This is a genomic window from Pseudomonas sp. W2Aug9 (assembly GCF_023127755.1).
Classification (GTDB): domain Bacteria; phylum Pseudomonadota; class Gammaproteobacteria; order Pseudomonadales; family Pseudomonadaceae; genus Aquipseudomonas; species Aquipseudomonas synxantha_A.
Map to the genome: position 1 here is coordinate 35,146 of NZ_SPKL01000029.1, position 11,405 is coordinate 46,550.

The following is an 11,405-nucleotide window of genomic DNA, read 5'->3' on the forward strand; positions in this document are numbered from 1 at the left end:
AGCGGAAATTAAGGGTGTGTGTCGTTTACCGTGTTTGTACGGTAGGGGTGGCGCCCGGTGGCATACCGGAAAGACCGCACGAAGTGCTTTTCCAGCAGGTATTGCCGGTTTTCGTACCACCCCGCGTCCAGCAGTTGACGGTGTACCTTGGGCAGTCGCCAGCAAGGCACCGCGGGGTAAAAATGATGTTCCAGGTGAAAGTTCGAACCCGCGTGCAGCCAGGTGTTGAGGCGCGAAGTGCGTGAACGCGCTGGCGGCAAGTGCGGGCCTGCGTCGAAAGCATGTTCTTGATAGGCATTGACCGCCGACAGCATGAACGCCACCGCCAGGCTCAAGGAAAACCCCAGCAGCAACCCGTCGATGAGCCACATGGCCAGCCCATAAAGGCTGAGCCATACAACCTGACAGGCGATATTGCAGCGCGCCAGCCATTGCACCTGGGCTGAACTCAACGGCAGCGCCGAGGGATTGCCCAATGGCCCGAACGCCAGGCGCCAGGTGGTCTGCAGATAACGCAGGGTGGCGATCAAGCGCGACAGGGTGATGCGGCTTACCAGTGTGTGGTAACGCGAAAAGAGCCGGTAGTCCGGGTCCTTCGTGCTGTTGCTGTAACGGTGGTTTGCCAATGGTCTACAAAGTAACCGGTCACACAGAACCCCGGCAGCAGCGAACTGGTGGCAATGCCCAGGTAGCAACTGCGCATGGGGTTCGCACTCAGGTTGAAGTGGAAACCTTCATGCCCAAGGATCGCTTGCAGAAATAACCCGTATCCCGCCAATACCACCAACGGCAAACACACCAGCGTCCACAGGGTGGAAGCTGTGGTCGTCACCCACACAAACAGTGCCAGTGGCAACAGGTACAGGCTCAAGGCGTAGGCGATGATCAGCAAGGACTCCCTCGGCCGGGCCTTGAACAAGGCACGGTCGAGACGGACCTGGGGCTTGGGGTGCAGGTGGCTGGCCATTGGCGACGGCTTACTCGATCAGTTCAGGGTTGAGCACCAGGTGGCCGCCGCGCGTGAGCGTGCGCAGGCGCATGGCGATAAAGCCATCCACCACGCTCGGCACGCTGCGTGCGGTATACATGGCCAGCGTGCCCATGAACGTCAGCCCCCGGTTGCGCAGGCCATTTTTCTGGCAGGCACGTACCAGGCCGTTCGCGGCGGCATCCAGCTTTTCTTCGAGGGACAGCAGGGTCTTGTCACCCCATTTGAAGGTCACCAGGCGTTTGACCGACAGGCCCACACGCTGCGCGGGCAAGTGGATCGCCGTGTCGATGAACCCCGGGTACACCGTGACCACGTCAAGTTCCCCGCGATACTGCATGCGCAGCACATCCGAATAAGCGCTCAGCGCACGTTTGCTCGCAGCATAGGCGGCCACGTAGGGTGCATTCACCAGCGCGAACAGTGAGGACACGTTGACCACTTTGCCGCGCTTTCGCAGCAACCCCGGCAGGAACCCCGAAGTCAGTTGCCAAGGCGCGAACAGGTTGACATCCACCGCGCGGGTCACCTCATCGGTGACGCCGGTTTCGCCGCGTTCCAGCGTCAGGGTGCCGGCGTTATTGACCAGAATGTCGATGTCGCCGAAATCGGTGCTGATAGCGCTGATCACGTTGGCCACGGCGTGGCGGTCGCACAGGTCGACTTGATAAAACGCGTCCAGCAGACTGCTGTCTTGCGGTGCGAGGATGTCGAGGCCAATCACGGTGGCGCCCAGTTGCTTGAGTTTGCAGGCCGCTGCGAAACCCAGGCCGCGCGCGGTGCCGGTGATAACAATGGTTTTTCCGAGCAGATTCATGAGTGCGCTCCGGTCATGCTGAAGGTTGATGCGGACAAGTAGGTGTCAAGGTTGGTCGCCATCGAGATCCTGGCCGGTGGATGAAATTGCAAACCGCGGCAGGCCATCAACCCGTTGGAGCTCAGGTTGCTGGTGATGAACGCCATCCCGCCCAACATGGCGTGAGCCTGGTCGGAGAGCTGGGCAAGGCGTTGCTCGATGCCGTAACGCACCAGCAGCAGACGGGCCAGCACGTTAGGCAAGTCCTGTGGGTTGCGCTCGATATCCAGGGCCGCGCCTTCCAGCGCGCTGATCGCCAATTGCAGGTCGGCTGCCAGGTCCACGCGGTGATGCGCGGTCCAGCGGGCGGCGTCTGTGACCGACTCGATCAGGCCGGCGCAGGCACCCACATAGGATGCGCAAATCAACAGTTCGAACCAGATAAAACCCACGGTTTGCACGTCGCCCAGCTGGTGGGTGTAACCGGCGGAAAACACCATGCGCTCGGGCACCAGCACTTCGTTGAGGCGCACTTCGATGCTTTCAGCGCCGGCCAAGGCGCTGTTCTGCCAGAAGGGATTACGGCTGATGCCCGGCGCAGTGGCCGGAATCAATGCGACCATCAGCTCTTCGCCGCCAGGGGTTTGGCGGATATAGCTGGCGGTGAGCAAGTCCATCGACTGTCCGAGGCAGCAGGGCTTCTTGCTGCCGCTGAGTAACACCCCCTCTGGGGTGTGCACCGCTTGCATGGCCGAGTCGAGAATGCCCGCTCCGCTGGTGCCCTCGGCAAACCCCGAAGACAGCAACAAGCGTTTTTGCGCGACGGCAGCCAGCAACAGGCCTTCGGCGCCGCCACCGTTCTGCGTGAGTGCCAATAAGCTCGCCACGGAAAACTGGTGCATGGTGCTGGCCACTGCCAGCGAGGGCGAGCGGGCCCCCAGGGCGATCTGCACATGCACCGCGTCGAGGATATTCGCGCCCAGCCCGCCGGCTTCGCGGTTGACCAGCAAACCCACCGGGCCATGTTGCTTGAACAGGGCGATGACCTCGCTCTGTGGCGCCTCACGCTGGGCCGGAGGAATGGCCGCCAGACGCTCGTCAAAACCAGGGGCGTAGCGTTGAAGCAGATCGCGTGAGCGATTCAGTAACGACAGTGACATGGTTCAGGCCTTCAAGTAGCTCGCCGGAAACAGGCCGGTGATGATCGAGTGAATGTTGTCCCGGATGGCTTGTTTGGCCACAGGGTCGAGCATGTCCGCGAGCATCGGCAGGCCCAGGTCGAAGCGCGATTTGAAGGAGATGATCGCGTCCTTGCCGTCCGGCAAGACGTGCCAGGTGCCGGAGAAGTGATCGACGTCGCCGGCCATCTGCTCGAAATGAATTTCCCGGGTGTCGGCATTGAAGGTGTCACGCTCCTGCCACTTGAGAATGCCGCTGTGGAAGTTGACCTCCCAGGACGTAAACGACACCTGGTCGCTGACCTTGTTGATGCTGATATCGCGCACCGACTCGCAGAGCTCGACGTAATTGCTGAAATCGCTGATCACCGCAAATACTTCATCAGCGCAGGCATGGGGAATATGGGCCTGCACGTTGACTTCTTGCATGGGGGAAAACTCCATTTAAAGGGATGGCATCGAAGTGGTCAGTGCCTGGGTGAAGCCTTCGATCAACCAGTTGCAATCCTGGGCCGTCAGCAATGGCGACGGCGTGAGCCTTATCACCCGGTGATCATTGAGCGAGTGGCACACGATGATGCGCTGCTCGATCAGGGCCATGACCATATTGGCGGCGATTGAGGCCTCGGCGAACTCAAAGCCCAACAGCAAACCCGCACTGCGCAGTTGCACACGTTCGGCCCAACCTCTTTGTTGCAACAGCGCGCTGAAGCGGGCGTGCAGGTCCTGGCCCAGTAACCGGGCACGCGCGACCAGGTCTTCTTGCACCATCACTTGCAGCGTGGCCTGCACGGCCGCCATGGCCAGCGGGTTGGCGCCGAAGGTCGAGGTGTGGACCGTAGGGTTGCGATTGAACGGCGCATAGATCGTGGCGCTGGCGACCATGGCGCTCACCGGTACGCAACCGCCGGACAGGCTTTTACCTACCAGCATGATGTCGGGCACCACCTGTTCCTGGTCACAGCCCCACCAATAGCCGGTGCGGCCCAGGCCAGATTGGATCTCGTCGATAATCAGCACGGCGCCATACTGATTGCACAGCTCGCGCACACGCCTGAGGTAACCCGATGGCGGCAGAATGACTCCCGCTTCGGCCTGGATCGGTTCGAGGATCACGCAGGCCTTGTCCGGCGATGCGCGTAGTTGCTGCTCAAGTGCGACGCTGTCGCCAAACGGCACGAACTCGCTGTCGCTGAGCAACCCATTGAAGGGTTCTCGGTAGCTCTCGCGGCCGGTGACGGCGAGGGCGCCGAGGGTCTTGCCGTGGAACCCCCCGAAGGTCGACAGCGTACGACGGCAACCGTTGAGGCGCGCGAGCTTCAAGCCGGCTTCGGTGGCCTCGGCGCCTGAATTGCAAAAGAACACATAGTCCAGGTCGCCCGGGCACTGCGCTGCCAGGGCGCGTGCGGCAAAGGCCTGTTGCGGGTTGAGCAACAACTTGCTGGCCAAAGCGTTTTGCTGCAGTTGCCGGGTAACCGCTTCCACGACGACCGGGTGGCCATGGCCGAGGAAAAACACGCCATAGCCGCCTGCATCCAGGTATTGACGGCCTTGCTCGTCGTAGATGTAGACGCCACGGCTGGATTGCTCGATCGGCAGGTTCATCAGCGAAGCGAGGCGTGCGTAGCCCGAGTTGACGTGCTGGCGCAGGTATTGGTCGACCTGTGCGGCGTCGAGAGTAGGTTCGATAACAGTGTGGTTCATGCCACGCTCGCTTCTGTGGACGTTGTCACCGGCTGCTTGAGCATGCGCGTCAGAGCCCCCAGCTTGGGTGCCAGGTGGTTGAGCGACAGCAGCAACTCGCGGCCAACATCACGCTGGCTGAACGCCGGCTCGCCGAGTAACTGCGGCAATGAGGTGGGCAGTGGCGTGCGCAGGCAGGCATAGCGGCACAACTGCGTGGCACGGGTCAGGGCAGCCTGGATATTGCCGCTCAGCGCCGGCAGAAATACCGGGCGAATCAATCGTTCGTAAATATCCGGCGCCATGCAGCGTGGCCGTGTGAAGGGTTGCATCTGGGCTTCCATGGATTGGCACATCAGGTCCAGCAGCCCCGTCAGATCCAGGGCCTGTGGACCGCTGGTGAGAAAGTAGTCGTCGCCGATCAAACGCTGGTGCAGCGCGTTGGCAATCGCTCGGGCCGCGACGTCACGGGCGATCAGGTCGACATAGCCAGCAGGCGGGCAGGGTACGATGGGCAGTACGCCAGACATCATCAGCCCCATGGTCATATGGAAACCTTGAAAGTTGGGCATATGCCCTGTGCTGGCGTCACCGATAATGATGGACGGACGAAAGATCGACACATCGATGCCGGCCGAGCGCACCAGGGTTTCGGCCTGGCGCTTGGCGACTTCGTATGGCGTTTCCGCTTGCACGCCTTCGTAATAGTCGCAAGGGTGGGTAAAGGCGGTGCTGATGTGATACAGCGGCACCTTGGCTTGCTGCACGAAGGCCACGACGTTTTCGGTGCCGAGGTAGTTCACCGAAAAGATCTGATCGATATCACCGTCCAGGCGCGTCACCGCCGCGGCGTGGATCACCCAGTCGACACGCTCAACCAGCGCCGCATAAACGTCGCTGGCCAAGCCCAGGTCAACGCTGCAAATATCACCCTTGAGCACTTCCACTCGGGGATCGCGGATACGGCTTTTGCGCGCCAGGCAGACCAGGTGAAAGTCCTCTGCCAGGCAGTCGATCAGTGACTCACCGAGCACCCCTGAGCCTCCAGTGAGAAGGACGGTTAGTTTTTGCTGTGCTGACATGTAGGGCGCATCCTGCGGATTCATCGAAAGAATTCATGGTGCGTTTCGCCGAATTGCAGGCACAGGTGCCCCGGGCGAACACTCTTCTATTCACTTTCGGTGGCGCTGAGGTGCTCTGGGAGGAGGTGATCAGCGCTTAACGTTGTCGCGAATAAGATGCGATCGATATTGGCGTTTTGATATCAGTGCGTCTTGAACGAAACGCTTGTCTTACGCAAAACCTCAGCGGCGGTGCGCGGCGTCATGCCAATCATGCGGCGCATCATGCGAGCCAGATGCGCCTGGTCGGAGAAACCGCCGTCGGCGGCCGCGTCCGATAACGTCGAACCGCCGGCCAGGGATTTGGAGGCCCGTTCCAATTTGTTCCAGATGATCCACTGGGAGAGGGAAACACCCATCTGGTGGGTGGCGACGCAGCGCAACCGGGGGCTGGACAACCCCACCGCCTGGGCAGCGCGACTGACGCAACCTGGGCCGTCGCGGTCCAGGCGCAAAATATTCAGGGCTTTGTGGAGCCTATGGTCGATCGGCGGGGTAATTGCCAGCAAACGCGAGAGGGCATCGACAAAGTGCGACAGGGATGTGCTACGGCGAAAGCACGTCAGCAGTTCATCACTGGCCAGGGCGATGCCATCGTCCTGGAGCAACGCATTGAGTGCACGGCCCAACGCCGTGTCCGGGCTGACATATAAAAACGCTACCGGATGACTCTCCGCCACGGCACGGTGTTCGACGTTGGGACCGATGATCACACCTGCCGCACGGAGCACCCTTCCGGGCAACTCAAGGGTGGCGGGGTGACCTACGCCGATGCACAGTTGGATGGCGACATGGGAGTGAGCAGTGTTTTGATCCGCACGGCCAATGTAGCCGGCCCACGAGTCGCCAAAGGTAACGCTGCCATCCCACATTTGAAGTCTTCCTTGACGTGTTGGGTGATTGTTTGACGCGTGCAGGGTAGGCCTGCGCAGGGCTGGATTCAAGCGCGGCGCTGGGTCGCTGTCTTTTCGTTGCACAGCGAGTGCATATCAAGCCGACGCTCGCTAGAGGCTATCCGGATCGCCGAAAAACATCTGAATCCGCGACCTCAACCACCGCTCCCCCGGATCATTATCCTGCGACCCCCGCCATGCCATATGCAGCTCAAACGAGCGCACGGGCAGCGGCGGGTCTTCGGCGCGCAACCCTCCCGCCGCGGTCAACGCTTCAGCCGCATAATCCGGCACTGTGGCCAGAATGTCGGTACCCGCCAGCAACGTGCCCAGCCCGTTGAACTGCGGCACGGCCAGTACTACGTGGCGTTTGCGGTCGAGTTTCTCCAGCTCGTCATCAATAAACCCGCTCAGGTCGCCGGCGAATGACACCAATGCATGGGGGCGTGAGCAGAAGTCGTCCAGGCTCAGCGAGCCGGGCACGCTGTCGGCGCGCAGCAGTTTTGGCAGGCTGCGCCGCAGTACCTTGCGTTTGGCATTGGCCGGCAGGTCGGCGGTGTAGCTGACGCCGATGGAGATTTCACCGGAGGCGAGCAGACTGGGCATCAGGATGTAATTGACGCGGCGTACCACCAGCACAATGCCGGGGGCTTCGGAACGCAGGCGTTTGAGCAATTGCGGAAGCAGGGCAAATTCCACGTCATCGGACAGGCCGATGCGGAACACGGCGGTGCTGGTGGCGGGATCGAATTCGGCGGCGCGGCTGACGGCGGTGGAAATCGAGTCCAGGGCCGGGGAGAGCAGGGCGAAGATTTCCACGGCGCGGGCCGAGGGTTCCATGCTGCGCCCGGTGCGCACGAAGAGCGGGTCATCGAACAGCCCACGCAGGCGCGACAAGGCCGCGCTGATGGCCGGCTGGCCGAGGAACAATTTCTCGGCGGCGCGGGTCACACTGCGCTCATGCATCAAGGTTTCGAATACGATCAAGAGGTTAAGGTCGACACGACGCAGGTCGTTACGGTTCATCTTGTGTCCTGGAAGAGTCTGCAAACTTGATGTGAGCGGTCACACAGGAACCCATAAGGTCCTATTCAGAAGCATGACCGGCATGAATCTTACGGGGAAAGGCTGGTACTCTGCACCGGCTAATTGATTTTTCCTACGATAGTTGAGGTCTGCTCCTCCTTCGCGGAATCAATGACAGGCATGTCGACTATTAATGGCGACCGGTGGTCTTACCTGGAAAGCCCAGATAAAGTTCATGGCATTAGAGGTTACTTTGACGAGGTTTGCGATGTCCCGCACGATCCGTTTTCACAAGTTTGGTCCGGCCGAGGTGCTCAAATGCGAAGAGCATGCAGCCGCGCAGCCCGCACCGGGCGAAGTGCAGGTGCGTGTCGAGGCAATTGGCATCAGCTGGTACGACATTCTGTGGCGCCAGAACCTGGCGTCTTCCCATGCGCGCTTGCCTTCGGGCCTTGGTCATGAAATGGCCGGTGTTGTTGTCGCCCTCGGTGAGGGCGTGGATGACTTGGCAGTGGGCGATAAGGTGGCCAGTTTTCCGGCCGAGAGCCCCAATGATTACCCGGTGTACGGCGAGCAGATAGTCCTGCCCCGTTCGGCCCTGACCCGTTACCCGGATGTGTTGAGCCCGATTGAAGCCAGCGTGCACTACACGCCGTTGCTGATTGCCTACTTTGCCTACATGGATCTGGCGCGGGTCAAACCGGGGCAGTTTGCCTTGGTGACCGATGCCAGCCATTGTTCCGGCCCATCGTTTGTACAACTGGGCAAGGCCTTGGGTGTGCGGGTGATCGCCGCTACCAAAGACAGTGCCGAGCGCGAATACCTGCTGTCCCTTGGGGCAGAAAAAGTCATCGTCACCGAAGAACAAGACCTGCTCATGCAGATCAACAAGTTCACCGATAACCGTGGCGTGGACGTGGTATTCGATGGCCTGGGTGGCCCGCAGATGTCGCTGCTCGGTGATGTGCTGGCACCGCGTGGCAGCCTGGTGCTGTATGGCCTGCAAGGCGGCAACCAGACGCCGTTCCCGGCCTGTGCGGCGTTCCAGAAGAACATTCAGTTCTTCGTGCACTGTATCGGCAACTTCACCGGCAAGCCGGAACTGGGCATCATCCAGGACCAGGTGGCAGTGCAGCGCGCCTTGCGTGAGATCAACCAACTGACGGCCGACCGGGTGCTGGTCCCACTGAAAACCACGGTGTTTCCGTTCGGTAAGTTCGTCGAAGCGCATCGATACATGGACGAATGCCCGTGTCGTGAGCGTGTGGCTTTGCAGGTTGAAGCTGTTTGAGCTGTAGGACTATTCGTAAATGAATACGTTGGCGTCTGAGCCTATGAGGCAAATGCGCCATTTGACAGGGCTTAACCCGCATCAGGGTTGAGCCGCCGCGAGGGTGTTGCGCCCTGCAAACAATACCTTTTTTCCTTACGCCGCCCTGAATTCCAGCGCGGCGCTGTTGCGTGCGCGCCAAAAAAGTTCGGTCGCCTGCCCATCTGAACTGCTTTCAGGCGTTGTTCTGTATCTGTTAATCATTATTTGAGTGCCGATAATTGTGTCTTCGCTGTCATCTCAAGGATTGAGCAATGATTGAATACCTGACATTAACGTCTCGCACCTCTGAAACTAGCGATGCACGGGTCGCCTTCTCGAAAGTGCAAAACAAATACGCAGTCGCTTTACCTGAGCCAACAATGAGCGGGTAACTAATATGCGTCGGACGTTTCCTTAGTTGCTTAGTTAAAGTGGTGTAGGGCGTTGTCGGAATATTCCTAAGACATGCGGCCAGCCGCGCTGGAAGCCGTGCACGCCCACGACTCAGCATCGGTGGCGCCATTGACTGCTCCGGTGAGCGGTCCTGCGATTTTGTTGCAGGGTGCTAATGTTGAATCAACCTCGCACGATGCAACTGACGACAAACTTATAGATGTAATGGGTCGAGCAATGACAATTGATAATTGCTTGAAGCTAATATTTCAATTCAGGTAGTAGAACGATGAGCGCTATTCATGAGCAAGCCATGAACTATGTTTACCAGCAAGTTCTGCAACGGTTGGTCGGGCACTTTACCCGTGACGAACGTACCGCACTGCAACTGTTGATCCAGCGAATTGTGGTAGCGGCCGGTGGCATGGAACAAGTAGGCAACTACAAAGTGCTGATTGCTCACGGCGGGGGTGAGGTCAGCAGCTACACCCTGGCGCTGTTGCGTGCGGCGCAACTGAGCATCGCCGGGCGTGCACCCAAGACTTTTCATCTGCGCGTGGCAACGTTGCGGCATCCGGGAATGACTCAGGCAACGCTTGATTCACTGCACCAGGGCTATGGCGCGTTGTTCTTCCATGATGATTCTCGGGTTGAACTGCTGATGGTCGAAAACCATGAAGTACTGCCCTTTAATCATCAGCGCCCGGCGTCCAGTGCCGGGCGTGAAGTCAGCCAGCGCAATATGCTGATGATAGGGCACCTGACGTCCGGGGACATTCGCGCCATCCTGCGCAACGACACGTATCTGGCCCTTGGCGATTTCTATCAGCGGGTTGCTACCTGGAACGGCGGTGTGCACGCAGTGGTCAGCGGCGATTCGGTGCGCAAGCAAAGCCAATACATCGCGTGGCTGAAGAAAAATGCCCTGGCAACCGGTCTCGCGTTCGCGCCCGGCAAGCCGACATCGCTCAACGGGTTGTTTGCACGCATGGAAGAATGGAGCGTCGGCTGCTACCGCGACCTCTATGGCGAGCACTACGCGGGCACCGAGAACCCAGGCCGGGGCGGGCACCGGCATTTGGCCTACATCGGTATTGCCGACCTGCTCGACGATGTCGACGTCGCGCGCGCGCCGCTGCTTACGGAGTTTCTGGCTCACAAGCGCGACCCGTTCGAGTTCCAGTTCAGCCACCCAGCCTATCCAAACCCATTGCTCATGGCACATATGTACGGCTTGCAGGCCCAATGCCTGCGTGAGCTCTCCTATGAGCACGGTGTCGAAGGTTTTGTTCGTCACGCGGCAGACTACATGCTGCGCAGACGCGTCCCCATTGAGTTGATCACCGAGGCGTCCAGCCCGGATGGGCGGGTATTGTCGACCACCTACGCCCAGGCGTTTTTTGGTCTGGATGAAAGTCAGTTGACTTGCCTGCTGTTCGCGCCTTTCGTTCAGCATGGCGAACGGCTGGAGGGCTTCTTGCGTCAATGCCATCCCGGCATGTTGGTGGCACTGCCCGAACTGCACAAGGCGCTGCAGGGCAAGCCTGCTGCGGACATGTTGCATCAGTGGCTGGTAGACACCAGTGGTTTGCCGCTGGCCTTATTGCAGCATTTGTATCGCAAGCGAACATTGCCGGCTGCGCACGGCTCTCGCATCCACAAACAACTGTTTAGCCGGCCCGAGGCCCGGATCGCCCAAGTGTCGGGGCGCTAGCACCGTGCATTGGCGTATAGATGCCGGTGAGCGGCGATGAACCTGAGGGGAGAGCGGCAGGCAGACTTTGCCTATCAGGCGGTGTACCGCTACATGATCAACCTGATCAACGAAGTCAGCCTGGAAACGCCGGTCAAGTTGCCGTCGTTGCGTCAGTTGTCGACACGCATGAACGTGTCGATCTCGACGATTCAGTACGCTTACTCTTTGCTGGAAAAGGAAGGGCGGGTCTACTCGGTGGCCAAGTCTGGCTATTTCGCCTGGCCTGTGGCGACAAACCCGCCGGTCATGGCGGGGGGCC

12 protein-coding genes are annotated in these 11,405 nt (G+C 59.9%); 3 read left to right on the forward strand and 9 right to left on the reverse strand.

Annotated features, from left to right (window positions below; genetic code table 11):
• Positions 1 to 8: 8 nt before the first annotated feature.
• The 9 genes from E3O56_RS18970 to E3O56_RS19010 all read right to left on the reverse strand — a co-directional run bounded on the left by E3O56_RS18970 (position 9) and on the right by E3O56_RS19010 (position 7,685).
• The gene (locus E3O56_RS18970; protein ID WP_248128768.1) at positions 9 to 626 is read right to left on the reverse strand and encodes a fatty acid desaturase; all 618 of its coding nucleotides are present in this window, start codon (positions 624 to 626) and stop codon (positions 9 to 11) included.
• Positions 551 to 967: a hypothetical protein gene (locus tag E3O56_RS18975; RefSeq protein ID WP_248128769.1), complete on the reverse strand. Its 417-nt coding sequence runs from the start codon at positions 965 to 967 to the stop codon at positions 551 to 553. Before E3O56_RS18975 ends, E3O56_RS18970 begins: the two co-directional genes overlap by 76 nt.
• Before the next feature lie 10 nt (positions 968 to 977).
• Positions 978 to 1,805 carry an SDR family NAD(P)-dependent oxidoreductase gene (locus E3O56_RS18980; RefSeq protein WP_032875162.1) on the reverse strand — a complete coding sequence of 276 codons (828 nt, stop codon included), beginning with the start codon at positions 1,803 to 1,805 and terminating at the stop codon, positions 978 to 980.
• The gene (locus E3O56_RS18985) at positions 1,802 to 2,944 is read right to left on the reverse strand and encodes an acyl-CoA dehydrogenase family protein (protein WP_032875165.1); all 1,143 of its coding nucleotides are present in this window, start codon (positions 2,942 to 2,944) and stop codon (positions 1,802 to 1,804) included. The genes E3O56_RS18980 and E3O56_RS18985 overlap by 4 nt, the downstream gene beginning before the upstream one ends.
• Before the next feature lie 3 nt (positions 2,945 to 2,947).
• Positions 2,948 to 3,391: an SRPBCC family protein gene (locus E3O56_RS18990; protein WP_032875168.1), complete on the reverse strand. Its 444-nt coding sequence runs from the start codon at positions 3,389 to 3,391 to the stop codon at positions 2,948 to 2,950.
• Between the two features lie 15 nt (positions 3,392 to 3,406).
• Positions 3,407 to 4,666 carry an aminotransferase class III-fold pyridoxal phosphate-dependent enzyme gene (locus E3O56_RS18995; protein WP_103735205.1) on the reverse strand — a complete coding sequence of 420 codons (1,260 nt, stop codon included), beginning with the start codon at positions 4,664 to 4,666 and terminating at the stop codon, positions 3,407 to 3,409.
• On the reverse strand, positions 4,663 to 5,727 hold the full coding sequence (locus tag E3O56_RS19000) for an SDR family oxidoreductase (RefSeq protein WP_103735225.1): 1,065 nt from the start codon (positions 5,725 to 5,727) through the stop codon (positions 4,663 to 4,665). Before E3O56_RS19000 ends, E3O56_RS18995 begins: the two co-directional genes overlap by 4 nt.
• A gap of 182 nt (positions 5,728 to 5,909) precedes the next feature.
• Entirely contained in the window at positions 5,910 to 6,638 is a 729-nt protein-coding gene (locus E3O56_RS19005; RefSeq protein WP_032875173.1) for an AraC family transcriptional regulator, read from the reverse strand.
• Between the two features lie 132 nt (positions 6,639 to 6,770).
• Positions 6,771 to 7,685 (reverse strand): LysR family transcriptional regulator, encoded by a 915-nt coding sequence (locus E3O56_RS19010; RefSeq protein WP_248128772.1) that lies wholly within the window; start codon positions 7,683 to 7,685, stop codon positions 6,771 to 6,773.
• Positions 7,686 to 7,953: 268 nt separating this feature from the next.
• On the opposite strand from E3O56_RS19010, the gene E3O56_RS19015 reads away from it, so the two are divergent.
• The 3 genes from E3O56_RS19015 to E3O56_RS19025 form a co-directional block, all read left to right on the forward strand.
• Complete coding sequence (locus E3O56_RS19015) at positions 7,954 to 8,976, forward strand: zinc-dependent alcohol dehydrogenase family protein (protein WP_103735204.1); 1,023 nt, start codon at positions 7,954 to 7,956, stop codon at positions 8,974 to 8,976.
• A 703-nt stretch (positions 8,977 to 9,679) separates the two neighbouring features.
• Entirely contained in the window at positions 9,680 to 11,104 is a 1,425-nt protein-coding gene (locus tag E3O56_RS19020; protein ID WP_177327387.1) for a hypothetical protein, read from the forward strand.
• A 36-nt stretch (positions 11,105 to 11,140) separates the two neighbouring features.
• Positions 11,141 to 11,405: GntR family transcriptional regulator (locus E3O56_RS19025; RefSeq protein ID WP_248128773.1), on the forward strand; the 265-nt coding region annotated here is incomplete at its 3' end.

Coding starts and splice junctions, on each gene's coding strand:
- E3O56_RS18975 (WP_248128769.1), bottom strand. CDS start 967: ATGGCCAGCCACCTGCACCCCAAGCCCCAGGTCCGTCTCGACCGTGCC.
- E3O56_RS18980 (WP_032875162.1), bottom strand. CDS start 1,805: ATGAATCTGCTCGGAAAAACCATTGTTATCACCGGCACCGCGCGCGGC.
- E3O56_RS18985 (WP_032875165.1), bottom strand. CDS start 2,944: ATGTCACTGTCGTTACTGAATCGCTCACGCGATCTGCTTCAACGCTAC.
- E3O56_RS18990 (WP_032875168.1), bottom strand. CDS start 3,391: ATGCAAGAAGTCAACGTGCAGGCCCATATTCCCCATGCCTGCGCTGAT.
- E3O56_RS18995 (WP_103735205.1), bottom strand. CDS start 4,666: ATGAACCACACTGTTATCGAACCTACTCTCGACGCCGCACAGGTCGAC.
- E3O56_RS19000 (WP_103735225.1), bottom strand. CDS start 5,727: ATGTCAGCACAGCAAAAACTAACCGTCCTTCTCACTGGAGGCTCAGGG.
- E3O56_RS19005 (WP_032875173.1), bottom strand. CDS start 6,638: ATGTGGGATGGCAGCGTTACCTTTGGCGACTCGTGGGCCGGCTACATT.
- E3O56_RS19010 (WP_248128772.1), bottom strand. CDS start 7,685: ATGAACCGTAACGACCTGCGTCGTGTCGACCTTAACCTCTTGATCGTA.
- E3O56_RS19015 (WP_103735204.1), top strand. CDS start 7,954: ATGTCCCGCACGATCCGTTTTCACAAGTTTGGTCCGGCCGAGGTGCTC.
- E3O56_RS19020 (WP_177327387.1), top strand. CDS start 9,680: ATGAGCGCTATTCATGAGCAAGCCATGAACTATGTTTACCAGCAAGTT.